We start from the raw sequence: 25,637 nt of genomic DNA on the forward strand, positions 1-25,637 counted from the left end.
TCTCATCTCCTCCGCGATATCGGCTTGCTTCATTATCCTGTTCGAACGGGTAATGAAGTCCAAGCTTAATAAGGGAGGGAAGCTGGATGCCGAATACGAAATTGACTTCTAGCCAGCTGGAGACGCTGCGGCGCCTGCTCGAAGAGGAGCGAGAGCGGCTGAACGCGCATTTTGAGGACGAGGAATCCGAGAATGGTCTGCGCGGAACGAACGAGACCGAATCGGTCGGAGAGTTGTCCGCGTATGATAATCATCCGGGCGATCTGGGCACGGAGACGTTCGAGCGAGAGCGTGATCTGGCCATTGACGATAACTTTCGCCAGAAACTTGCGGAGACCGAGGATGCGCTTGAGCGTCTGGATAGCGGAGAGTACGGCATATGTGCGATATGTCGGCAGCCGATCCCTTATGAGCGTCTCGAGGCGCTGCCCGCGACCACGCGCTGCGTCACGGATGCGTCGGTCGGTGCGGAGGTGGGAAGCGGGACGGATGCCCGCCCTTCGGTATCCCAGCTGAACGCGGATGAAGAGCGGACAAGGCAGGCGGCCCGATTCGACGACGCCGGTGCATGGGAGCGGCTGGAAGCTTACGGCAACGCGAGCGATACGGTGACAACGGGGAACAAGCGGAAGTAAATAAAGCGATCCTGGCGCCAGAATGGCGAAGGATCGCTTTTTGTCGCGAGCTGGTTCCCGAAGCGAGGGAACCGAAAAGAAGAGCGACCGTGAGGTTCGCTCTTCTTTCGGATCTATGTTGGCTTTGGCATAACAATGGTGTCATGCGCTAGCCACGATGCGTTAGTTGTTGTCGTTGCTGTTGCGCGCTCTCGCTTCTCCGCCTTTGCGTCCTGCTTCTTCGCGGCTCATTTTGCCGTCTTCACCGTCATCGTTATTGCGGCCGCGGTTGTCGTCGCTGCGGGACTCGCCGCCTTTGCGCCCGATTTCTTGATAGAATTCCTTGTCGTGATTGCGGGAGGTCGCTTCGCCGCCCTTTTCGCCGATCTCCTGATAGAACTCCTTGTCGTGCGTGCGCGAAGTCTCCTCGCCGCCTTTGCGGCCGATTTCTTGATAGAATTCCTTGTCATGATTGCGCGCGGTTGCTTCTCCACCCATACGTCCTGCTTCTTCACGGCTCATTTTGTCGTTGTTTGCCATTTCGAATCACTCCTTAGTGGGTTTTATGAACTTGCTACATGTTCTCTTTACCCTTGTCCACTCCATCAAAACGCCGTTTGTTGTATTTGGTAATGTTCTCCTAGGACCAATGGCATATACACGCGAGCGCATCTACGACCTTTAAGCCGCCGTTTTTTGCTACCACAAGCCACCGGCATCGTATATAATAGATGCATCTTCGAGGAAAAGTCAGGTGAGGGAATTGGAGAAGGCGATTGCGGAGCGCATCGTACGGCGCCTGCTCGAGGCATCCGGGAGCACGGCTACCGTCATATTGAAGGGCAGCTTTCCCGGAGGCCGCATGATCGGAGGCAAATACAGCTTAGCGACGCATACCATCACGATGTATCTGACTGAAATCGCCAGCCAATGCGTGCAGCTGTTTGGCTCGGATGAACAGCTGGCCGAATATTTCGAGGTCGTGCTTGCTCATGAACTCGGCCACGCCGAAGATCCCTGCTTGGCGGAACTCGCCGGAAGCCTGGAGCAGCACAAGACGGCCATGGAATCGGCGAGAGTCGCGCTGCTCATCGAAGAGAACGCCTGGTCATATGCCATGAAGCTGTTGCCCCATGCCGAGCCGGCTTTCGTCGACCGCATCATCGAGCACTCGCTGGCGAGTTATTTCAAGGCGATCGAGCAAGCACCCGCCTGAATCGATAGATAGCGTCTGCTGCCGGCAGACGCTTATTTGCGCAATGCGCACGCAAGCATTCGCGAGTGAACCGAATGCATGCCAGGTTTCATACGATTAGACTTATTAAGATGGGGCGCAGCAGCCGGAATGCGTGAATCCTCATCATCGAGGTGGTAGACAGATGATAGCGGAGCGCGTCGAAGCGGTTCGGGAAGCGGTGGAACGCCGCTGCGAGCTGCTCTCGATTCAATATATTGTTGCGGAACAGGCGTCTGTTCAGGATATGGAACCGTCACGGGAGCGGCTGGAGCGAGACATCGCCGAACTGCTCGCCATGCTGGATCCGCGGTGGGACGCGAATTCGCGTAAGCCTCCGGTCAAAATCAGGCATGATAATGAGTGGCGGACGGTCCTTTCGGAACGCGGGGAATATTTGCTGGCTGCGGTGGCCGAGGCGGATTTGTTCGGCGTCTCGCCCGCCGCTCCGGCAGCCAAGCGATTCGTTCGGCTCCTCGAGGCATCCGGGGATTGTGGCGAATTGCGCCGGGAAGTCATCTCGTTGCCGGAGCAGGCCGTCTTGGCGTACGGGGCGTGGTTGGCGCAGACGACGGATCGCGAACGAGGCGTTCGCGTGTGGTTGGCTTCTCCGAACGGCGAATTCGCGCAATCCGAATTGACCGGCGAACAAGCGCAAGCCGCGTGCGCGCATATATCGCAAGTGGACGAATCGAGCGAACGGTTCGAGATAGCGGGCATGCTCACGCATTGGGACACGGGCAAAAGAGCGTATCGAATCGCATCGGAAGGGACCGAATATGCCGGTCGCGCGGACCGCAAGCTGAGCGGCAAGCTGCAAGAGCTGGACGCAAGCGGAAAGCGGCCGCCGCTGCGGGCGGAAGCGGTCATCGAACGTCGAATGGCCGTTCGCCCGCTTACGGGAAACCGAATCTCGGCTGACTGGCTGATGGAAGTGGACACGGATATCGGGGTCGATCCCTCAGAGACGTTATTTGCGCTGGAGGACATCGCGGGACGGGTTCGTACGCTGCTGGAGAGCGACGACGCCGGTTTCGGCGGTTTGGGCATGACGGAAGACGAATTCGGGTATTATGCGAACCAGCTTGACGAACTCCGCGCCAGCAATCCGTTGAAAGGCGCCCTTCGTTATCTGGACCGGCAGGATGCCGCGCAAGCCGCCGAGCTTATGGGCGAAGGGCGTGCAATCGCCAGATGGATCGAGCTCTTGAACGGATCGGTTGCCGCCCTGGAGGACATGGATACCTCGCCTGCGGCACGATCCAAGATTGCCAGCCAGCTGACTAGGGCGGTCTCGGCCGCTTATCCCGATCTCGTGGCGCTGCGCTCGCGGCTGGAACGCATGTCGACCGCGCTGCGGCAAGTCTTGGATCGCCAGTGAACCTGGCATGCCGAACATGGCTGCCCAAAATCCGTTTGACGGATTGAGTTGATGCGCCTCAGCTTGTATAATAAGGCGAGAAAAAAGACTAAAAGAAAAGGTGTCATTCATGAGTATATTGAACGTAGAGCGGCTCAGCCACGGCTTCGGCGACCGCGCGATTTTTAACGACGTTTCGTTCCGACTGCTGAAGGGTGAGCATATCGGCTTGGTCGGCGCGAACGGTGAAGGCAAATCCACCTTCATGAACATTATTACGGGCAAGCTGCAGCCAGACGACGGAAAGGTCGAGTGGTCGAAGCGGATGCGCGTCGGTTATCTGGACCAGCATGCGGTGCTCAGCAAGGGCATGACGATCCGCGACGTGCTGAAAGGCGCCTTCCAATACTTGTTCGACATGGAGCAGGAAATGAACGACATGTACGGCCGAATGGGCGAGGTTAGCCCCGAAGAGCTGGAGCGGCTGCTTGAAGACGTCGGCACGATTCAAGATACGCTGACGAACCAGGATTTCTACATGATCGATTCCAAAGTCGAAGAGACGGCGCGCGGTCTGGGCTTGACCGATATCGGCCTGGACAAGGATGTTCACGACCTCAGCGGCGGCCAGCGGACCAAGGTGCTTCTGGCGAAGCTTCTTCTTGAGAAGCCGGATATCCTGCTCCTCGACGAGCCGACGAACTATCTGGACGAAGTGCATATTGAATGGCTGAAGCGCTATTTGCAGGAATACGAGAATGCCTTTATCCTTATTTCTCACGATATTCCGTTCCTGAACAGCGTCATCAACCTGATTTATCATATGGAGAATCAAGAGTTGAACCGCTACGTCGGTGATTATGACCACTTCTTGAAAGTGCACGAGATGAAGAAGCAGCAGCTCGAATCCGCCTACAAGCGGCAGCAGCAGGAAATCGCGGACCTGAAGGACTTCGTGGCGCGGAACAAGGCGAGCGTGGCGACCCGCAACATGGCGATGTCCCGCCAGAAGAAGCTCGACAAGATGGATGTGATCGAGCTGGCGAAGGAGAAGCCGAAGCCGCAGTTCAACTTCAAGGACGCCCGCACGAGCGGCAAGCTTATTTTCGAGACCAAAGAGCTCGTCATCGGCTACGACAGTCCGCTGTCGAGACCGCTCGATCTGCGCATGGAACGCGGACAGAAGATCGCGCTCGTCGGCGCGAACGGCATCGGCAAGACGACGCTGCTCCGCAGCATCCTGGGCGAAATTCCGGCGCTGTCGGGATCGGTTCAGCTGGGCGAAACGCTGCATATCGGCTACTTCCAGCAGGAGATGAAGGAAGCGAACTACAACACGTGCATCGACGAGATCTGGAACGAGTTCCCTTCGTTGAATCAGTTCGAGGTACGCGCGGCGCTCGCCAAGTGCGGTCTGACGACCAAACATATCGAGAGCAAGGTCGCCGTGCTCAGCGGCGGCGAGAAAGCCAAGGTCCGCCTGTGCAAGCTGATCAACCGCGAGACGAATTTGCTCGTGCTCGACGAGCCGACGAACCACTTGGACGTCGACGCGAAAGACGAGCTGAAGCGCGCGCTTAAAGCGTACAAGGGCAGTATTCTGCTGATCTCCCACGAACCGGAATTTTACCGCGACGTGGTTACGGATACGTGGAACTGCGAATCTTGGACGACGAAGGTGTTCTAAGACGGAGCGCGAACGAGGCAGATTTAGAACCATGGCAGCCGATGGCTGCCATGGTTCTTTTTATGCGGATTGAAAGGGCGTGATACGGAGGAATTTTTCCGTTATTACCCAGTTCGATGCAGGGAAAAGCGAATACGGCGGAGAATAAAATAAGCAGGATGTCAGAAACTCTGCGAGGAGTGATCATGTGGATCAAGAAGGAAATGTTCTCGTTATTGACCAGATGGATCTTAGAAACATCCGTTATCTCATCGCAAGCCGTAACCAGTCGCTGCTAACGGCGCTTATTACGGAAGCCGACGTGCATGCCATTAATTTAGAGGGGGTCGACGAGGTGCGAATCGTGCCGGATCGGCTGGAACGCGAGCACGAGCTGCTTCGGGACGATATCCGCATTACGCTTCACCGCTATCATCGCAACAAGCCGGAATGGACGGCGGCCGCTCATTAAGAGCGGTCTTTTTTTTGCTTAGAGAAATCATCGGACAATAGAAATTGTTTGCCAAAAGGCTTCCGTTCCTTTGAAAAATATGGTAGATTAATGAATGAGAACGTTTGTTCTGATTAAAGCGTGCCGTACGCCTTTCAAGCGCACGGTTCATGCAAAGAGGATGGTGCCTGCGTGCTGGACCGGTTTCAGGAAATTGAAGAGGTTGTCGCGTTTATCCATGACCACATCGACGAACCGCTCCCGCTTGAGAGGCTTGCCCGCGTCGCATCATACAGCCCCTATCATTTTACGCGAATATTCAAGGAGAGAGTGGGGCTTCCCCCGCTATATTACGTATCGTCGCATCGGCTTAGCCTCGCGAAGGAGCTGCTGTTGACGACGAATTTAAGCATACGCGACATCGGACTTGAGATCGGACAACAGAGCTTAGGCACTTTTACTACCCGGTTCACCGAACGGGTAGGCATGACACCTGCCCAGTTTCGGGCTTGCGGCGAAGAAGCCGACGGCAGCCTGCGTCATTTGCGAACGCTCGGCGATTGGCGAGTGCCCCATTCCGCGCCTAAAGGCCGGCAGCAAATCGAAGGTCGCGTTGCGGCCGATACGCCGTTCGAAGGGATTGTGCTGATCGGCTTGTTCGCCAAGCCGATCCCGGAAGGGCTGCCGATTTTCGGGACGCTCATTCCGGCGCTCGGCGCCTTCCGATTTACCGACGTGAAGCCGGGCGTTTATTACTTAATGGCAACCGCGGTCGCCTGGGAGATGGGCGCGAAGGAAGCGCTGCTGCCGCGCGCTACGCTTCGCTCCCGCACCAGAATTCCGATCGTCGTCGAGCCCGGCATCGAAGTGCCGTACCAGGACGTGACGTTATACGAGCCGAGGCTGGACGATCCGCCCATCCTCATCTCGCTTCCGCTGCTCATGCAGCGATTCTTAAGCAGAATGGCTCGCCACGGGGGATAACACTAGGGAAAGACAGCCGATTAATAATACAGGCGCAATCCAGCCGGTTATATAGTCAACTCCGAGTATCCGACACAGACGTGGACCGTTAGCGGTTAGAAAGGCTGCATGCCAAGCGTATCGATTTTCTCGCCAGTTACGTCTACGCCCATCCTGGCGGTGATTTCTCTGTAGTGGCCGCCGCGCCGTTTGACCGGACTACCGTCTACTTCGCCCAAGTTCGCTTCGAGGCCGTTCAGCACCATCGTCGAGACGCCGAAGCCGGGCTGCCCGAGTCCTTTTGCCTTTTGCTCCGAAGTGGGCTTCCATTTGCCAACCATCACGTCATGTCCCGAAGGTTTGGGCGTTTGCGGCGTCATCCAGAATAGTATCGCGGTCATATAACCGATCTTCCCGTCTGCCGCGACGATCTCCGGATCACGCAGGAGCACGTTTTTATCGCCATAGATGATCGCGCTGAACAAGCCGTAATTGAAATTCCAGCTGAGCATGATCGGACCGCGGCCATAATACCGTTTGCCTTCATAACCGGGATAGAGCGCGCTGCTGTTTTTATCCACGAACGGGTCCATGTTTTTGCCGGTGCGTCCGGCGATATTTTCATTCCAGAACAAGCCCCAGCGCAGTGGACCGCCGGGAGCGGCATCCCAGCCGCCGCCGGTTTCATGCGACAGATGGGCGAGGAAGGCGGCCAGCTCGCGTTTGCGGTCTTTGGCGAAGCCTTCCTTCAGGAAAGTGCCGAAGTCGACGATTTCGGTTCGTAGGATTTGTTTCTTGTTCGAGGCCGAGTTGAAGTCGTCTGCTCGCGAGACGAGTGTTTCGACCTTGGCCTCTTTGTCCAGCCGCAATATTTCCTGGGCGTTCGAGCCGATCCTCGTATGGATCTTCAATTTCAAGTTAGCCGCTTCGGTAACCGCCGCAATGAGATTGCCATAGGAGAAGTAGTCGGTCTGGTTCGTCTTGTAATACTCCTTTCCTTGCGCGGCGGAGAACCATTGCGATGATCCGAGACGGTAAGGAAACAGAGCCTCGAAGTCTTCCTCCGGCAGCAGCGTTTTGACGGTATCGACCGCTTGGGCCGCGCCGTACTCCGCATCGATGCCGTCCCATTCTCTGCGGATTTCTCGCTTGCTTAGCACCCGGTTCTCGCCGACAAGCAGCGCGCTGCCTTTGTTCGCCTGTTGCGAATGGGCGACGGTCTCGGATGCCGGAGCAGCATGGTCGGCTGCGGCGGCGAGCGGCGAAGACAACAGAGCCAAGCCAAGGGTTACGGGGACGGCGCGTTGAACGAATCTGCTTCTATAAGCGGCACTCCATTTGCTCATCACAATTCTCCTTTTATACAGAAAATTTGTTATCCACACTAATTATTGGGAAGAGATGAAGGTTTGTATATAGTCAAGGTCGCCTGCGCCCGTTAAGGCGTGAACAGGCGGAAGGAGCGGACTGTCGTCGAAAGAAAGCGTTTTTAAATTGATAAACGTCCAAAGACCCGCATGAATGCTGTAAATCAATGTGAAGGAATAGCGAACCCGTGCGGCGTATGAGTCTGGCTGTCCATGCAAGCAGTCCGCTTGAATCGTGCACGGCTTTTTAATCTATGGATTGGCACGTGTTGGAATAATGAGGGGTGTGTCTGCGAATAGTATGAGGAAGAGATAAAGGAAGGACTATGCCATGTTGAACCGGATCAAACAGGCTGGCGCCAGAAACCGGATCCAGCGCTCGGCCGGACAAGAGCCCAACAGCGAGCCGCTGCCGCTGCGGACGGAGTTGAAATCCAATGTGGATTGCATGCTGGCGATCTTGAAGTCGCCGGACGACTTGATCGTCCGTCACTTTACGATCGGTGCCAGCCATCTTCCTGTCGCGCTGATGTTCATAGACAGTCTAGTCGACAAGGACCTGGTACAAAGCCAGGTGATGAAGCCTTTATTGCAGCACTTCGAGAACGACGGGAACGATCTGTATCATCAAGCGATCCAATTAGTCGTCAGTGAAGTGCTGACATCCGTTGACGTCGAAGTTCTGGAGACTCAGGAAGAGGTCTTGAATACGATACTTGGCGGCGATACGGTGCTGTTCCTGGGCGGCAGCCGGCAGGCGGTGGCCATCGGCAGCGCCGGCTGGAAGAGCCGTAGCGTCGAAGAGCCGTTAACCGAGTCGAACATTCGCGGCTCCCGCGAAGGGTTTGTCGAAGATTTGCGTACGAACATTTCGCTCATTCGGCGGCGCATTCGCGATCCGGAGCTGCGCATACTGACGTTCAAAGTCGGAAGACGGGCCAAAAAGACGATCGTTCTCGTGTATATCGAAGGCGTCGCGAACCGGGGAATCGTGCAGGAAGCCATCCGGAGAATCGAATGCTTGGACATCGACGATGTCGAGGGATCCGGAACGGTCGAGCAGTGGATGTCCGATAGCTTCATGAGTCCGTTCCCGCTCATTGCCAGCACGGAGCGTCCGGACAAGGTGACCGGTTCCCTCATGCAGGGCCGGTTGTCCGTCATGGTGGACGGCGATCCGTTCGCGCTCGTGCTGCCGATCACGTTCTCGTCCAATTTGCAGTCGCCGGAGGATTTCTATCAAAATTGGGTTCTCGCGACGTTAACCCGGATATTACGTCTGTTGGCCGCGGCAATCGCGACTTTTCTGCCGGCCTTATATATAGCGCTGCTGGAGTTTCATCACGGATTGATCCCGTCCAGGCTGGCCTTCTCCATCGCCGGCGCGAGGGAGGGCGTACCTTTCCCGGCCGTGATCGAAGCTTTCATTATGGAGACGACGCTGGAATTGCTGCGCGAAGCGGGGATTCGGCTGCCGAAACCGATCGGCCAAACGATCGGTATCGTCGGCGGTCTCGTCATCGGCGAAGCGGCCGTCGCGGCGGGCATTGTGAGTCCGATCATGGTCATCGTCGTCGCGGTGACCGCGGTTGCATCGTTCTCATTCCCTTCGTATTCGTTCGCGATCGCGCTGCGCATTCTTCGTTTCGCGATGATGCTGGCCGCTTCGGCGTTCGGGCTGTACGGGATCATTCTCGGCTATATCATGATCAACATTCATTTTGTTAATTTGAAGAGCTTCGGCATTCCGTACTCGACGCCGTTCGCGCCGTTATATATGCAAGATTGGAAGGATGTCATCCTGAGGGCGCCCGTGAGCTACCTGAAACAAAGGCCTCGCATGCTGCAAACCCGGGACAAGAAACGATTGAATACGAAATAGTGGTGATCTGCTTGAATCACTGGGAGTATGACGACAACAAAGTCGAAACGAAAGAGCTTACCATCACGATATCCTCGATGTGCATCGGGGTGGGGGTTCTAACGCTTCCCCGTATATTGGCGGGCAGCACGTCTTCCTCCGACGGGTGGATTTCCATCGTCGTTGCAGGCGGAGTCGCGATGCTGATCGCTTATTGGCTGGCCAAATTCGCCGGCATGTATTCGAATGGCACCTTCTTCGGTTACGTAAGTTCGCTGGTCACGAAGCCGGTCGCAATCGTCGTCACCGGCAGCATCTTCGCGTACTTCACGTTGTTTCTAGCTTACGAGATTCGCGCCATTGCCAACATTTCCAAGACTTATTTATTCGATCGCACGCCGACCGAGTATATTTCGTTGGTATTCCTGCTCATCGTGACCTATGCGGTGTCCGGATCGCGCATCGGCCTTTTGCGGCTCAATACGCTCTTCTTCCCGATTGTCGTCATCGTGACGATCCTTTTGCTATTCTTTAGCAATAGCATTGTGCATTGGGTGGATCTCAAGCCGTTCTTCGTCACGGAGCCGAAGCAATTGATGGTCGGCGTGAAGGATTCGGTCTTTTCGATGCTGGGCTTTGAGGTCATCTTGTTCTATACGGCGATGATGAAACGTCCCAATGAAGCGCCGAAGGCTGCCGTTATCGGCGTTGCGATTCCCGTGCTGTTGTATGTGACTATTTATCTCATTTGCGTCGGTACCTTTACGCCTTGGGCGCTGAAGGAGATTGGTTATCCGGCGATCGAACTTGCGAAGGAAGTGAAGATTCCCGGCGAATTTCTGGAACGGACGGAATCGATTTTTTTCACGATTTGGATTATGAAGATTTTCAATACCGCCTCGATGGCAATGGACATCGTCGTTCATACCGCGTATTCCATCGTCGGGAAGGGCAATCGAATCCACTGGATTGTCGGGGTGTGTCCGCTTGTTTATTTGATCAGCATGTTCCCTAGGAACGTGATCGAATTCGCAGTTATGGGCGATATCATCAGTTACGCGGGGTTTGTCGTCATCAGTATGGTATTAGGTCTGTTCGTAATCGCCAAAGCGAAGGGGATGAGCAAATGAGACGTTGGAGAGGGGCGGGAATCGCGCTTTTGCTGCTTCTCCTTTCCATTCTGATGAGCGCGTGTTGGGACAGGGTGGAAATCGACCAGCGCGGATTCGTCGCGGGCGTCGCCATCGATAAAGCAGGCAAGAAGGAGGAGTCTTCGCAGAAGCGGGGCAATGCGCCCGAATTAATCGGCACGTATCAAATGCTGATTCCTTCGGGTCTTCGCAGCGGCAGCGGCGGGAAGGAAGCGGGAACGCCGGGAGCGGCATATTTCAATCTAAGCGTGACGGAACGTTCGCTTATGGCGCTCACGGCAAGAATGTCCGCCAAGACGAGCCGTACACCGTATTTTGAACATCTCCAGGCGATCATCATCTCGAATGAAGCCGTCAAGGATGGCCGGACCGATTTTGCCGATATCCTCGATTTTTTCCTTCGCAACAACGAGATGCGCAGGGATATCAACGTCCTGATCGCGGACGGCAACGCGAAACGGTTGTTATCGGTCAAGTCGATGAACGAATCTTATCCCGTGGGCTATATCGATTCCGCGATTAATAATTATACGAAAACGTGTTACATGCGTCCGGAATCCAGGATCGGGTACGTCCATGAACAAATCTTGAAAAACGTAAGCTTCACGATTCAAAAAATAGACAGTTACGCAGATGGCATATCGCTAACCGGAGCGGCGTTGTTCGACACCCATCATCGCTTCGTCGGCTTTCTGGGCGGCATCGAAACTTGCGGGCTGAATTTCCTTACGGGCGACGTGGAAGGCGGCGTTGTCGAAGCGGAGCTGAATGGCGATATCATCGATTACGATATCGAACGCGCGACGAGAAAGGTCAAAGCAAGGCGGGAGAACGGGCGCTATAAATTTACGATACAGATCGAAGCGGAAGGGACGATCGGGAAATCGATTCGACTGCTCGACGTGACGAAGCTCTCTTCGATCCGCAAGATGGAACAGCTGTTCGCCAAGGAAATCGTCAACTTGAGCGAGAAGACGATCAAGACGCTGCAGAAGAAATACAAGAAGGATGCCATAGGGCTTGGCATGTACCTCTACCAGAACAAGCGGATGTCTTGGAACGAAATCAGCGAGAATTGGGAGGAGGGCAAGCAGTTGTTCACCGAAGCCGACATCGAGGTGAAGGCGGAAGTGAAAATCCGTCGATTGGGGAACATCAACCAAAGCGAAAGGAAATGACCGCCGTGTGGGAGCAAGTCGTGGGCAATATGCCGTCGGGTACATCGTTTTACTGCGCGTTTCTCTCCGCGGCGATTCCCTATCTCGTCTATATCGTCAATCAACGGCTGCATCAATACGGCGATCCGCCCTGGGTACACACGAACGAACAAGGGTTGGAGCAAGACGCGAACGCCGGCGGGTCAAAGCCGGATCAAGACGCCGGCGCCGACAAGCAGCAGTCCTCCAAGGGACAGTCCTCGAAGCAGCAAGCTTCAGAGCATGACGAAGCCGGCATCGGACCGGACAGCGCGACAAGCGCGATGCCGGTTGATAGACAAGCCGAGGGCGCTGCTACGGGACAGTCCGCTAGCGACAAGGAAGATGAGGCGAAGACTGCGGGTTCCTGAAGCGGAAAGGGCGAGGCTTCCGGCAAGGAGCCGTCAAGCGGCGGCAAAAGCAGCGCGGCCGCGCCAGATGCTGCGCAGTAGGTTCTCGGCTGCTCGCTGCCTCGCTAGATTTCGGAATGCCGCGTGCGTTTTACTTCCATATGCGGCTTTTTTCGAACTATTCGCTTGTGGTATAGTGGATGAATCTGAACGAGGAAACGGAGCGAACAAGAGCATGGCGCAAGATCGAGATAGAGAACGCCGCGGACGGCAAGACGGTGGAGGGCGAGAGGACAAGCGCAAGACGCAATCTTCCGCTCGGGGAGCTCGTCCGCGGACGGAGCAGCAACCCATGCGAGGGCAGGCAGGACCGCGGAAGAACGAGCGCCGAACCGATCGGCGCGGCGAGACGGCGGCGTCCGCTAGACCGGAGAAGAAGCGGAATCCTGAACGCGTGTACCCGGTCGGCGAACCGATGGAGCTGCTTGCATTTCTGCTGGTCCATCTCAAGGACAAGGGAAGAAACGCCATCAAATCGATGTTAGCCCGCGGTCAAATTGCCGTGAACGGCGAAGTCGTTAAGCTATACAATTATCCGCTTAAGCCCGGCCATACGGTTACGGTCAGCCATGGGCTGATCGTCGAGCGCGCGCCGCTCATCGGCATGAAGATCGTGCACGAAGATGACGACATCATCGTCATTCAGAAGGATTCGGGCTTGCTGTCGATCGCGTCCGACAAAGAGAACGAACTCACGGCCTATCGGCAGCTGACGGCGCATGTACGGGCCGCCGATCCCGCGAGCCGGATATTCGTCGTTCACCGGCTGGACCGGGATACGTCCGGATTGATGATGTTTGCCAAACGCGAAGCCGTTCAGCAGCAGCTGCAGAATGACTGGCAGAATGCGGTGACAGAGCGATCGTATATCGCTCTGGTCGAAGGCTGGGTGAAGAAGCCCGAAGGCACGGTGTCCTCCTGGTTGAAGGAGAGCAAGACGCTCAAAATGTATTCGAGTCCATATCCGAACGACGGCCAACATGCCGTGACGCATTACAAGACGCTGGAGACGAACAAGACGGTCAGTCTGCTGGAAGTGCGGCTGGAGACCGGCCGGAAAAATCAGATTCGCGTTCATATGGAGGATATCGGACATCCGATTGTCGGCGACAAGAAGTATGGCGGGAGATTGAAGCTGCTGAACCGTCTCGGGCTCCATGCGCGCGTACTGGCGTTCACCCATCCGGTAACGGGCGAGCCCCTGCGGTTTGAAACGGATATTCCGAAGTCGTTCCTGCAGCCGTTCCGGACGGGAGATAGCGGTGCTCGCGAGGGCAGCTAGACGTCCATCGGATCGGGCGTTTACGATAATCGTGTACGTAACAAGAAAAACGCGGATGATGCCATCCGCGTTTTTTGGCGTTCATTAACCATTCAGAGGGCGATGTCATGCCTGCTAGAGGTCTGTATATCCATGCTATGCAAGAAGTAGGGGCTTATTGGGGAGTGAAAAATGTTGGATAATGTCGAATAAATCGCACAAATTAACAATTCTAGCAATTTGCATGATAGTATCCCTGTTACAAGAGAAATGTATCCCTTCACATGTGGATACGAATTGTATCATTATGAAGGAAGGTATACAATTCCTTAACGCATTCGATACGAAAGATGGGTCATTCGAAGGAATGTAGGCTCAGCATTTAGGCGGAAGGAGGCGCATCAAGCAACTAGGCAGAAGGAACGAATGAAAGCCATGTAACTTCATTCACTAAAAACGAAATAGCCGAGGTGACACTATTGTATACGCGCAATGTTCAAAAGTCCAAAGGCGCAATGGTTTATGCATTATGTTTTGCAATCGTTTTCAGTTTATTTGGCGCCTCCCTTGCTTCCGCCGCTGAACCAGCCGATTACCTCATCCCGCAAAATCTTCAAGCCACGGAGGTCAAGGCTGATTCCGTCGTGCTGAACTGGGACCCCGTCCCAGGCAACGATTCGAACTTAGGCTACCAAATCTATATGAAAGTCGGCGAAACGGGCGGCTGGGGCTGGAAAGCCTGGTCCGGCTTCTCGCCGAAGCTGATCGGCGGCCTCGATGCGGAGAAGACATACTCCTTCTACGTGACGCAGGTGCCGGAAATCGGCAAACAGAGCAAGCCAAGCAACATCGTGACGATTACGACGCCGAAGGCCGATCCTACCGAGCTTCCGCCGGCGCCGTTGACGCCACCGCAATACTTGCGGGTGAGCAGCGTGATCGGCAGCGACGTCCAGCTGAGCTGGACGCCAAGCCCGAGAGCCGTCGGTTACGAAATTTATCGCGGCGAATCGTGGTTCCGCTGGATCGAAGGCGGCGAGACGACGTCGACGACGATTAATTTGCAGGATCTGGGGCTCCAAGACGGCGATTCGGTCAACTTCCGCATACGCGCGCAGGACTCGAAGCGGCTGATCTCGGCGTTGAGCAACCGCGTGACGTTCACGGTGGGACAGCTCTCCGCGCCGCAAGGGCTGAAGATCGTATCTGCCAATCAAACCTCCGTCGCGCTTGGCTGGGGTCCGGTACAAGGCGCCACGTCTTATGAAATCTACCAGGACGGCACCTTGATCGGTACGAGCGCGTCCAACCGGTACGCGGCGACCGGGCTTACCGACGGGCAGGCGTATAACTTCGCCATCGTGGCGAAGAACAAATCGTGGACGTCGGAAGCGAGCGCGCCGATTCGCGCGGTGCCGGGCAGCGACTATAATTTGGTGACGTATTACACGTCGTGGGCGAGAAGCGAGACGGCTCGCAATTATGTGCCGGCCGACTTGGCTGCAGCCAACTACACGCACATCAACTATGCCTTCCTTGATTTTTGCTGGGCGGGCAAAGATACGTCGGGCGACCTATGTCAGAATGCCGACCTTCCGCTGCAAAAGGATTACGTCTTCGACGGCGGCATCGTGCTCGGCGATCCGTCCTTCGACCTGCCTAACTTCAGCGAATTCGAAGCGGTGAAGGCGGCGAATCCGCAGCTGAACATGATCGCCTCCATCGGCGGCTGGTCGTGGTCGAAGAACTTCTCGCTGATGGCGGCCACGGAAGAGACGCGCCGCAACTTCGCGAATACAGCCGTGAAGTTCCTTCGTACGTATGACTTCGACGGCTTGGACATCGACTGGGAATACCCGGTGTCGGGCGGGGCGGATGGCAACGTGCATTCCCCGGACGATCCACAGAACTTCACGCTGCTGATGAAAACGGTGCGCGAGGCGTTTGACGCCGCGGGTTCCGAAGACGGCAAATATTACTTGCTGACGATCGCGTCCTCGCAAGCGGACAGCTTCACGGTCAATGCCGATTTTGCCAACTCGACGCAATACCTCGATTTCGTTAACATCATGACGTACGATTTCAGCGGCAGCTGGGAGAAGCTGGCGCATCACAACTCGCCGATCTATTACGACGACGAGCATCCGTACCAACGTCCGCGCAGCACGGTTAGAGGCGGAGCGCTGGGCCATTTGAACGGCGGACTGCCTGCGTACAAACTCGTGCTGGGCGTTCCGTTCTACGGCAAGGGCTGGGCGGGATGTCCGCCGCAAGGCCAATATCAAACCTGCGAAGGCATGGGCGAAGGCACGTGGGAATCCGGTCTCTACGATTACTATGACATCCAGAACAATTATGTCGATAAGAACGGATACACGCGCTACTGGAACGAGAAATCGAAAGTGGCCTATGTCTACAACCCGCTGACGAAGCTGTGGATCGGGTACAACGACGAAACAACGATGATGTACACGAGCTCGCTCGTGAAAACATTGAATCTGGCGGGCGTGATGAGCTGGGACAGCAGCGGGGACATGAATAACTCGCTATCGACGCAGCTGGCGAAGGATCTGCCGTATGGCGGCAGCTTGAACCCAAGCGAGCTGCAGCCGCCGACCGCTGTAAGCATTAGCGGCGAGGCGCTGACTTGGGAGCCTGCGGCAGGGGCGGCCGGCTACGAAATTTTCCGCGACGACGTCTATGTCGGCTACACGACGGGCGCGAGCTACGCGCTGACAGACTTGACGCCAGAGCAAACGTACAAATTCCATCTGCTTGCGATTCGCAAGGAAGGCGAGGCGATCACGGAAGTATCCGCGGCCAGTTCGTCTGTCACCTACAAGGCGCCTGCGCAGCCAACGGATACGACGGCGCCGGTTACGGAGCTGCTGGCGAACGGCGCGGCTGCGGCGGCTTGGTATAATACGAATCCTATCTCCATCTCTTTGGAAGCGTCGGATAACGCCGACGGCTCAGGCGTGGCGAAGACGTTCTATCAGATCAACGGCGGCAGCGAAACCGAGTATGCGGCGCCATTCCAGCTGTCCGGAGCCGCATCCTACACGGTGACATACTATAGCCGCGACAACGCCGGCAACGTCGAGCAGGCCAAATCCGTGACGCTCAAAGTCGACGCCGTTGCACCGGTCACCAAGTTCAGCGTCACGCCGGTATGGGCGACGAAGAGCGGCGTGAAGTATATCAAAGGGTACACCTGGACCCTCAAGGCGACCGACAACGCTGCTGGATCGGGCGTCAAGGAAACCAAGTACCGCGTGAATGGCGGGGCTTGGACGACGTATACGGCTCCGTTCGTGCCGGCGGCCGCGGGCGGTTCCGTCAACGTGGAATTCTACAGCGTAGACAACGCGGGCAATCGGGAAGCCGTGAAGAAATAACAAGTATTAGGGATCGAAGCATCGCTTTCAGATCATCAAACGACGACCCGTCCTTCTATTTCGGAAGGACGGGTATTTCGTTTCTGTTCCCGTTTCCGTTCATTCGGAGAGATGACAAATAGGGCTGCTCTGCGCGATTGATTGGCGCCTGAGACAGCCCTTTGTGCGTACAATCCGTTATTATTCATTCGTTTGATCCACGACGATGACGTATTCGTTCGAGCGGCTTTCGCCGGAATTAACTTGATCCCCGAATTGGTAGGTGAATCTTGCCGTGAAGAGGCCGACGATGTCGGGCAGCGAGACATCGTAATCCGTGCCGATGTCGCCGATATAGGCGACCCGAATCGATCCGCCCGGCGGGATCGTACCCAGGTAAAGTCCTTCCGATAGCGGAAAGCCCGGCACGGGTCGGCCGGCGACGCGAACATCCCGTATATAATATTCGGACGGGTAAGCGCTCCGAATCAGCTTGACGTCGGCGCTCAGGTTGCCGGTGTTGCGGACGATCGCGCCGATGCCGACCGATTCGCCGGGCTCCACGTATTGCGGTTGGGCCGCGGCTGTGACGGCGATGATCGGCGCGTACAGATCCGTCTTCACCGCGTTGGAGACGGCGGTCATACTGACGACTCTTCCATCGGCCAGACGGAACGTGAACGAGGCGCGAGCGCCCTCGAGAATCGGCGGAAGCCCGGGAGTGACCGCGGACGATAGAATTCTGGCGCGGTAAGCAACGACTGTCTGCGAATTGGCAAGCAGCGTGCCGAGCGGAAGGCCGTTCTCGATTCGCGTCCCTCGCTGCGGCTGGCCGTCCAGGGTTAGGCTGTCCGGCACGAACGACGTGCCGGGCGGAATCAGGTCGGACAGCCGCACATCCAAGGCGAAGCTGCTGTCGTTGCGAACGATGGCGGCATACTGCAGCGTGTCGTTGACGCTAGCCTGCGTACGATCAACCTGTACCCGTATCGAGACTTGGGGCTTCACGACGGTGAAGACGAGCGGGTTAGCGAGCAGACTCGCGGCGGCTCCGCCAATCGTATAGGTGATTTGCCCTTGGATGACGACTTGCTCAGTGGCAGGGACGCCGGTCACGCGTATACCGACGCTCACCCCTACGGATTGTCCGGGCAAAAGGGTGCCGATCGGGATGCCCTTGTACGGATCGATGCCTGGCATGAGCACCCCGTTGATCACGACGCTTCCCGGCACGAATGCGAGGTCTTCCGGCAGCGGAATGAGGATGACGGCATTCTCGAGCGGTTCGCTGCCCTCGTTCGTCAACGTGAGCTCATAAGGGATGACATCGCCCACGAAGGTGACGGTCGTGCTCGAGCTGGCCGAAGCGGACAGCCGGAACGGGCTAACCCCGAAGGACGCGGTGTTCGTATGCAAGGTCCCGTTCACGGATCTGCCGTCCAGCGCGGTGAATACATAGTCGACCCGCGCTTGATTGGCGAACTGCAAGCCGGGCGGGATGCTGACGACGATCGCTTGGAAAGTGACCAGGACGGTGGCGCCGACGTCCACGTTGCCGACCGGTATGCCTCCCGCAGGGGAGACGCCCGTTAACGGGACGCCTCCGACGAGGACGCTGTTGGCGATGAACGATAAGCCGGCGGGCAAGGGATCGACGACCGTCGCCTGCGCGGCACGGTTTCCGCTGTTCGCAAGCGCGATCGTATACGTGACGATCTGGTTGATGGACGCTCTCGGCGTGCTGACGCTCTTCGAGACTTGCAGCAGCGGACCGACAAGCGGCGTGCTTACCGTGTTGGAATACGCGACGCCTTCGTACGTTCCGTTCCGGAAACGGACATGCGTCTGATTGTGCACGGTGAATTCGCGCGGTCCGTCCGGCGTCATATCGTCACGACCTGGACTTGGAAGGCAACCGTGACCGAAGCGCCGCTGGCGATTGTACCGACCACGATGCCGGTATTCGGATTAGCGGCCGGGCGCGCGGCGCCGCCGACGGTGACGCTGCCGGGCACGAATACGGTCCCGGCCGGATCGGGGTCGACAAGCACGACGTTGTTCACCGGACTGATGCCGTTGTTCGTAATGACGATTGCGTACGTGATAACATCGCCGACGACGGCATCGATCGCTTCGGTACTCTTGACGACGGAGACGTCCGGCGACGAGACCGGAATGACGAGCGTGTTGGAATTGACGCTGCCGGCGAGCACCCGGCCATCCGGCGGCGAATAGGTGAAATTGGCCGCGGCTTGGTTGACGAGCTGTTGGCCGACCGGCAGCGTCTCGACGGTTACTTCCAGCGAGACGGTCACGCTAACCGTCTCGCCCGGATTGACCACGCCGACCGGAATGCCCGCCGTCGGATTCGCCCCAGGCTGCGGCACGCCGTTCACGAGCACGCTGTTCGGCACGAACGCGCCGCCGACCGGAATTTGATCGGTCACGGCAGCCGTCGCTGGCAAGTTGCCGGTATTGGTGACGAACAGGAGATAGTTGATTGAATCGCCGACTGTCGCGTTCGACGTATTCGCGCTTTTGAGCAGGCCGATGATCGGTTGATAGACCGGCGTGACGACCAGATTCGATAGGGAGCTGCCGGAGAACGCGCCGGACGTGAACGTAACGGATGCCCGGTTGCCCAGCTCGGCCGGGGTCGGCAGATTCGTGACGGAGACGCTGAAGGCAACCGTCACGCTGCCGCCTGGCGCGATCGTGCCAAGCGCGATGCCATTGCCCGGGATCGCGCCCGGACGCGGCAAGCCGTCGACCGTCACGGAGTCCGGCTCGAACGCCGCGCCGTCCGGGATGGCGTCGGTCAGCACCGCGTCGGTCACGTTCGCGATACCGCTGTTCGTGACGGTAATCGTATAGGCGATCGTATCGCCGACGACCGCGTCGATCGCCGGGGTCGACTTGACGATGGCGATGTTCGGCGCGGATACCGGGATCGCGACCGTGTTCGACGTCAGCGACCCGCCGAGCGTCCGGCCGTCCGGCAGCGTGAACGTATAGGTAGCCGAAGCTTGGTTCGTCAGGAGCTGGTTAGGCGGCAAGCTCTCGACGAGGACGGAGAACGAGACGGTTGCGCTTGTCGTCACGATGCCGAGCGGTATGCCGGTGGACGGATCGGCTCCGGGCACGGGCTGGCCGCCGACGAGCACGCTGTTCGGCAGGAAGGAGGTGCCGAGCGGGATCGTATCCGTCAACGTGACCGTCGCACCGTAGTTGCCCGCATTCGATACGTTCATCGTGTAGGTGATCGTGTCGCCGACGGTTGCAGCGGCGGTGCCTGCGCTCTTGGCTGCGCTTAGGATCGGTTGGAAGACCGGCGTCGTCGTAACATTGGAGAACGTAACGCCCGAGAACACGCCCGACGTGAAGGTGACGGACGATTGGTTATTGAGTACGGCCGGATCGGGCAGCGCGGTTACCGTCGCGTTGAAATTGATCACGACCGTCTGTCCAGGGGTTAGGCTGCCGATGATGATGCCGGTCGACGGATTGCCGTCCGGTCTAGCCACGCCGTCGACGGTGACCGATCCGGGCACCAGCGCCGTGCCGGCCGGAAGCGGGTCGGTAAACTGAACATTACTGACCGTATCGATGCCGCTGTTCGTGACGGAGGTCGAGTACGATACGGTATCGCCCACCGCAAGGGCCGTGGACGGCGTGCTCTTCACCACCGCGACGTTCGGCGCGGATACCGATATCGTCACCGTGTTCGAGGCCGACGATTGCGAGAACGATCGGCTGTCCGGCAGCGTGTAGCTGAATGCAACCGTGCCTTGATTGACGATCTGCTGCGGGTTCGGCAGCGTCTCGATGACGACGGAGAAGGACACTTGCAGCGATGAGTCTGGCGCCACCGAGCCCGCGGCGATTCCCGTCACGGGGTCGGCTCCGGGCAGCGGCGCGCCGTTCACGAGCACGCTGTTCGCCACGAAGGACGTACCCGCCGGGATACTGTCCGTTAACGTGACGGAGGCAGGGTAATTACCGGAATTCGTCATGTTGAACGTATACGTGACCGTGTTGCCGACGGTGGCGTTCGAAGTACTGGCGCTTTTGGCGGCGGCGACGACGGGCTGATAGATGGGCGTGGTGATCGTGTTGGAGAACGACACGCCGGAGAATGCGCCGGACGTGAAGGTTGCCGAGCCGGTCGCGGCGATCTGCGCCGGGGTCGGCACGGAATCGACGAGCAGCGTATAGGTCACCGTCGTGGAAGCGCCGGGCGCGATCGTCCCGATCGGCACGCCGCTGACCGGACTTGCGCCCGGTACCGGCGCGCCGTTCACCGTAACCGTTCCGGGTACGAAGGACGTGTCGGGCGGCAGCGGCGCAGTGTACTGGACGAGCGAAACGGGATCGATGCCGCTGTTCGTGATGACGGCCGTGAACGTCACCGTGTCGCCGACGGTCAGCGCCGTGAAAGGCGTGCTTAGGACGACCCCGACATTCGGCGCCGAGACCGGGAAGGTGACGGTATTGGATTGCGCGGTGCCCGTGATGATCCTGCCGTCCGGCGGTGTATATGTGAAAGTAGACGACGCGGTGTTGGACAGCTGCTGGGGGGAAGGCAATGTCGTGACGACAACGCCGAAGGTTACGGTGACCGTCTCGCCGGGCGCAACCGAACCGACCGCGATGCCGGATACGGGCGATGCGCCGGGGAGCGGCAAGCCGCCGACGAGGACGCTGTTCTCCGTGAACGTCGTTCCGGCGGGAATCGTGTCCGTAACGGTCACGTTCGCCGGCAGGTTGCCGGTATTTGAGACGACGATCGTGTACGTAATCGAGCCGCCTAGCGTGGCGTTGCTCGTGCTGGACGATTTGACCAGCGCAATCTGGGGCTGCGTGACTGGGGTGTTGGTCACGTTGGATGCGGAAGTAGCCGAGAACGTGCCCGACGTAAAGCTTGCCGTGGATTGGTTGGTCACTTGAGACGGGATTGCCATAATAACGCTCACCTCGAATGTAACGGTTGCCGACCCGCCAGGGGCCAGCGAACCGATTGATAGGCCGTCAGCGGGCGAAGCTGCCGGTCTGGACACGCCGTTGACAGTGACAGTTCCCGGGGTGAAAGCGATATTCTCGGCAAGCAGGTCCCGGATGTTGACCCCGTTGATCGGGGAGCCTCCGTTGTTCGTCAAGACGGAGGTGAACAGCAGCGTGTCGCCGACGATAGCGTGCGTGCGGTTAACGCTCTTCAAGATCGAAACGCTCGGCAAAGCTACCGGGACGATCACGGTATTCGAGCTGGCCGTGCCGTTGACGGATCTCCCGTTCGGGAGATTGAAGGAAAAGGCGGCCTGCGCTTGGTTCACGAGCTGGCGCGAGCTCGGATAGGTCTCGATCGCGACGACATAGCTGACGACGACGGAGCCACCTGGGGGGATGCTGCCCACCGGTATGCCAGTTACGGGACTGGTGCCTGGGACTGGCGTGCTGCCGACGAGCACGCTATTGGCGATGAAGACGCACGCCTCCGGGACTTGATCCGTCAACGTAACATTGGCTGCCGTATTGCCGCTGTTCGTCAGTTCGAACGAGTAGGTGAACGTGTCGCCGACCGTCGCGTTGGTTAGACTGGCACTCTTGGCGACCGAGATGGCGGCCTTGGCGACCGGCGTTGCGACCGTATTGGAGATCGAAGCGCCGGAGAACGCGCCGGACGTGAAGGAAACGATCGCCGCATTCGCCAGTTGCCCGGATTCCGGCATGCCGGTCACGCGGATCTGGAACGAGACGCCGACGACGACTCCGGGATTGAGCGTCCCGATCGCGATGCCCGCGTCGGGGTTCGCCATGGGGAACGGCAGGCCGTCGATTGTGACGCTTCCGGCGACAAAGGCCGAGCCGGTCGGAGCCGGATCCGACAAGACGACATTGCCGACAGGAGCGCCTCCGTTATTCGCGACCGCGATGCTGTAGGTCAAGAGCTCGCCGACGGCCGCTGCTGTATCGCTGGCGGCTTTGGTGATCGCGACGTTCGGCGCGGAGACGGGGATCGTCAGCGTGTTGGAGCTGCTGTTGCCCGTGATCGTCCTGCCGCCGGGCAAGGTAAAGGAGAAGCTGGACGTCGCTTGATCGGTCAGCACGGCAGGAGACGGCAGGGTATTTACCACGGTCTGGAAGGTGACCGTCGCTCCGCCGCCCGGCGCGATCGTGCCAATGCTGAAGCCGGCGGATGGCGACAGGCCCGGACTTGGGGTGCCGTTTATCGTCACGCTGTTCGGAACGAACGACGATCCGGCGGGAATATTGTCGCTGATCGTCACGGCCGCGCTAATATTGCCGGTATTCGTAACGGCTATCGCGTACGTGATCGTATCGCCGACCGTGGCCGCGTTTGCGCTCGCCGATTTGGCGAGGTTGATGACCGGCCGGAACACGTTCGTCGTCGTCGTATTCGAGGTCGCGCCGGCGGCAAGCGTACCGGAGGAGTAGGAGATGTTCGACCGGTTCAATAGCAGTCCGCTTGCGGGTACGGACACGACGCGCGCTTGGAGCGTCACGGTAACGGAGCTGCTCGCGGCAAGCGTGCCGATCGTGATGCCGCTCGCCGGATTGGCGGCGGGCGCCGAAACCCCGCCGACCGTTACGCTGCCGCCGACGAATTGCGACCCGGCCGGAAGGACATCGCTCAAGACGACGTTCGTGACGGCTTCGGTCCCGTTATTCGCGACGACCGACGTGTATGTGATCGTATCGCCGACCGTGGCGCTGCTCAGGCTGGCGGTCTTCGCGACCGTTACGTTGGGGAGCGAGACCGGCAGGGTGATGACGTTTGACGACGCGCTTCCCGACAGCGTTCGGCCATCCGGAGGCGAATAGGTATACTGCGCCGTGCCTTGGTCGACGAACTGCGGCGGCGTCGGCACCGCATTCACCTGCACGTCGAACGTCACGGTGACCGTCGAGCCGGGTCCTACCGTCCCGATAGCGACCCCTGCCGCAGGGTTCGCGCCCGGGATGACGGTGCCGTTCACGCGGAACGTGCCCGCCATGAAGGAACTGCCGGTCGGAATGTTGTCCGATACGGTCGTCGACGCGCCGATATTGCCCGTGTTCGAAATCGCGAGCGTATAGGTCACCGTGCTGCCGACCGTCGCGCTCGCCCGGTTCGCGCTCTTGACGATGGAGACGACCGGCGCGTAGACCGGCGTCGTCACGGTGTTCGAAGGGATGACGCCGGTAATGGTCGAACCGCCGGCGACGCTCTGGAACGAAAACGCGGCGTTCGCCGTGTTCGCCACCTGAGCCGGGTTCGACGTGACGTTCGCCCTGTAGGTGATCGTCACGGCGCCGTTGATCCCGAGCGTGCCGATGGGGACACCGGCCAGAATGTCGTAATTCGGTCGCGGCACGCCGTCGACGGTCACGCTGCCCGAGACGAAGGTCAAGCCGGCCGGGAGCGGATCGGTCAGCACCACGCTCGAGGCGTTCGCTGTGCCGGTATTCCGGACCGTGGCGGTATAGGTGATCACGTCGCCGACGACGGCCCCCGTTACGTTCGCGCTCTTGGTAAGCGTAACGTTCGGCGCGTTGATATTGATCTGAATGGCATTCGCATTCAGGACGTACGCGTCGCCGGAGGTCGTCAGAATAAGCACGGCCGAAGACTGGTTGTTCACCAATCGGGCGGAGACGTCAACATTCGTAATATCCCAGCCCTGACGACCGCCGACGATATTCGTCCCCGGCGTGCCGTTCGTTTGGTTCCGGGTGCCGAACGTGCCGGTCGTGTTGAGCGTGCCGGTATCGCCGTTAATCTGCGAAGCGAAAAAATTGGTGGCGAAGTTGTTCGGTCCCGACAGCGCGGCGGCCGTCGCGGAGGTCGGACCGAACAAGGCTTGATCTCCCGTCCGGTTCGCGTCGCCTTCCTGGGCGCTGAACAACGCTCTTCCGCCCAGCGTCCCCGAGAGCGGCGTCGCGAACCCGCTCAGTGTCGTCGTGACCGGCCCTGAAGTGGACTGCACGAGTACGGCGCCCGCGCGCAGCGACATGTTGCGGAAGGGCAAATTCGGATTGTTGTATATCACGCCAAGCGTCCACCCGGCGTGATTTGCCGTCGAATCGTTGTTGATGACGATCGTGCCGACTACGCCACTCGTCGTGTATGTACCTGCGCCGGCCTGCTGCACCTGCGTCGTCACATTGGCCGAGCGCGTATAAGCGAAGGCGCCATTGCCGAGATTGACCGTGTTGCTGGTCGCCGCATCCGGTGAGATCGAGAATGTGCCCGACGGCGTCGTGAACGTGACGGGATTGTTAATGAACGCGCTTAGATCCACGTTCCCATTAATATAAGAGCCGCCCCAAATGAGCTCGGCATATAAGATCGTACTGCCGGAGGGCAGGGTGAGGATCGCCGACGCGCTGTTACTCGCGTAAGCGTTCGTGGTACCGCTTGGATAAGAGCCGAAAGCGCCCGTCGAGGTCGTCGTCGCGAAGGCGCCAATGCTGTCCTGCGTCCCGGGCACGCCCGTCGTGTCGGATCGGCTGAGACCAAGCGTGTTGCCGGTGAACGTAATTCCGCCGGTGGCGTTGAACGTTGCCCGTGTAATGATCGGAATGGGATTCACCACCTTGACAATGGGTCTGCCTGCGCGAGATGTTTCGATTACCGTCAAAACATTCTATGAAGCGTGCGCGTTCAATAGTAGTTAACGGCCGAAAAGACGAGGGCGGGTTGGGGTTCGCACAGCCAATAGAAGAGA

The 25,637-nt window shown here is 58.3% G+C and carries 16 protein-coding genes; 12 read left to right on the forward strand and 4 right to left on the reverse strand.

The features are described 5' to 3' along the window. The first annotated feature begins 86 nt into the window (after nucleotides 1-86). Nucleotides 87-635: a TraR/DksA C4-type zinc finger protein gene (locus ACFSKT_RS00505; RefSeq protein ID WP_377719843.1), complete on the forward strand. Its 549-nt coding sequence runs from the start codon at nucleotides 87-89 to the stop codon at nucleotides 633-635. Nucleotides 636-797: 162 nt separating this feature from the next. On the opposite strand, the gene ACFSKT_RS00510 is transcribed toward ACFSKT_RS00505, so the two are convergent. Further along, complete coding sequence (locus ACFSKT_RS00510) at nucleotides 798-1,154, reverse strand: KGG domain-containing protein (protein ID WP_377719844.1); 357 nt, start codon at nucleotides 1,152-1,154, stop codon at nucleotides 798-800. Nucleotides 1,155-1,368: 214 nt separating this feature from the next. Between ACFSKT_RS00510 and ACFSKT_RS00515 the strand changes: the two genes are divergently transcribed. The 5 genes from ACFSKT_RS00515 to ACFSKT_RS00535 all read left to right on the forward strand — a co-directional run bounded on the left by ACFSKT_RS00515 (nucleotide 1,369) and on the right by ACFSKT_RS00535 (nucleotide 6,309). Continuing rightward, nucleotides 1,369-1,830: a hypothetical protein gene (locus ACFSKT_RS00515; RefSeq protein ID WP_377719845.1), complete on the forward strand. Its 462-nt coding sequence runs from the start codon at nucleotides 1,369-1,371 to the stop codon at nucleotides 1,828-1,830. Nucleotides 1,831-1,993: 163 nt separating this feature from the next. Beyond that, nucleotides 1,994-3,229 (forward strand): hypothetical protein, encoded by a 1,236-nt coding sequence (locus tag ACFSKT_RS00520; RefSeq protein ID WP_377719846.1) that lies wholly within the window; start codon nucleotides 1,994-1,996, stop codon nucleotides 3,227-3,229. 109 nt (nucleotides 3,230-3,338) lie between these two features. Further along, nucleotides 3,339-4,895 carry an ABC-F family ATP-binding cassette domain-containing protein gene (locus tag ACFSKT_RS00525; RefSeq protein ID WP_377719847.1) on the forward strand — a complete coding sequence of 519 codons (1,557 nt, stop codon included), beginning with the start codon at nucleotides 3,339-3,341 and terminating at the stop codon, nucleotides 4,893-4,895. Between the two features lie 187 nt (nucleotides 4,896-5,082). Beyond that, the gene (locus tag ACFSKT_RS00530) at nucleotides 5,083-5,346 is read left to right on the forward strand and encodes a hypothetical protein (protein WP_377719848.1); all 264 of its coding nucleotides are present in this window, start codon (nucleotides 5,083-5,085) and stop codon (nucleotides 5,344-5,346) included. 174 nt (nucleotides 5,347-5,520) lie between these two features. Further along, nucleotides 5,521-6,309 (forward strand): helix-turn-helix domain-containing protein, encoded by a 789-nt coding sequence (locus ACFSKT_RS00535; protein ID WP_377720620.1) that lies wholly within the window; start codon nucleotides 5,521-5,523, stop codon nucleotides 6,307-6,309. Between the two features lie 95 nt (nucleotides 6,310-6,404). Here ACFSKT_RS00535 and ACFSKT_RS00540 read toward each other — a convergent pair whose 3' ends face one another. Then, a complete protein-coding gene (locus ACFSKT_RS00540; protein WP_377719849.1) occupies nucleotides 6,405-7,634 on the reverse strand; it encodes a chitinase in 1,230 nt (409 codons plus the stop codon). Between the two features lie 352 nt (nucleotides 7,635-7,986). Here ACFSKT_RS00540 and ACFSKT_RS00545 point away from each other — a divergent pair, with 352 nt between their 5' ends. The 6 genes from ACFSKT_RS00545 (at nucleotide 7,987) to ACFSKT_RS00570 (ending at nucleotide 16,932) form a co-directional block, all read left to right on the forward strand. Further along, entirely contained in the window at nucleotides 7,987-9,537 is a 1,551-nt protein-coding gene (locus tag ACFSKT_RS00545) for a spore germination protein (RefSeq protein ID WP_377719850.1), read from the forward strand. An 11-nt stretch (nucleotides 9,538-9,548) separates the two neighbouring features. Continuing rightward, nucleotides 9,549-10,646 carry a GerAB/ArcD/ProY family transporter gene (locus ACFSKT_RS00550; protein ID WP_377719851.1) on the forward strand — a complete coding sequence of 366 codons (1,098 nt, stop codon included), beginning with the start codon at nucleotides 9,549-9,551 and terminating at the stop codon, nucleotides 10,644-10,646. Next, nucleotides 10,643-11,845: a Ger(x)C family spore germination protein gene (locus tag ACFSKT_RS00555; RefSeq protein ID WP_377719852.1), complete on the forward strand. Its 1,203-nt coding sequence runs from the start codon at nucleotides 10,643-10,645 to the stop codon at nucleotides 11,843-11,845. The genes ACFSKT_RS00550 and ACFSKT_RS00555 overlap by 4 nt, the downstream gene beginning before the upstream one ends. Before the next feature lie 5 nt (nucleotides 11,846-11,850). Continuing rightward, nucleotides 11,851-12,234 (forward strand): hypothetical protein, encoded by a 384-nt coding sequence (locus ACFSKT_RS00560; RefSeq protein WP_377719853.1) that lies wholly within the window; start codon nucleotides 11,851-11,853, stop codon nucleotides 12,232-12,234. Between the two features lie 331 nt (nucleotides 12,235-12,565). Next, complete coding sequence (locus tag ACFSKT_RS00565) at nucleotides 12,566-13,555, forward strand: RluA family pseudouridine synthase (protein WP_377719854.1); 990 nt, start codon at nucleotides 12,566-12,568, stop codon at nucleotides 13,553-13,555. A 494-nt stretch (nucleotides 13,556-14,049) separates the two neighbouring features. After that, complete coding sequence (locus ACFSKT_RS00570) at nucleotides 14,050-16,932, forward strand: glycosyl hydrolase family 18 protein (protein ID WP_377719855.1); 2,883 nt, start codon at nucleotides 14,050-14,052, stop codon at nucleotides 16,930-16,932. A 180-nt stretch (nucleotides 16,933-17,112) separates the two neighbouring features. On the opposite strand, the gene ACFSKT_RS00575 is transcribed toward ACFSKT_RS00570, so the two are convergent. Together ACFSKT_RS00575 and ACFSKT_RS00580 are read right to left on the reverse strand one after the other, a co-directional pair. Continuing rightward, the gene (locus ACFSKT_RS00575) at nucleotides 17,113-18,798 is read right to left on the reverse strand and encodes a hypothetical protein (protein ID WP_377719856.1); all 1,686 of its coding nucleotides are present in this window, start codon (nucleotides 18,796-18,798) and stop codon (nucleotides 17,113-17,115) included. Further along, nucleotides 18,795-25,502: a DUF7507 domain-containing protein gene (locus tag ACFSKT_RS00580; protein ID WP_377720621.1), complete on the reverse strand. Its 6,708-nt coding sequence runs from the start codon at nucleotides 25,500-25,502 to the stop codon at nucleotides 18,795-18,797. The genes ACFSKT_RS00575 and ACFSKT_RS00580 overlap by 4 nt, the downstream gene beginning before the upstream one ends. Nucleotides 25,503-25,637: the final 135 nt, after the last annotated feature.

Origin of the sequence: Paenibacillus xanthanilyticus, assembly GCF_042682185.1 — a bacterium.
Lineage (GTDB): Bacteria > Bacillota > Bacilli > Paenibacillales > Paenibacillaceae > Paenibacillus_Z > Paenibacillus_Z xanthanilyticus.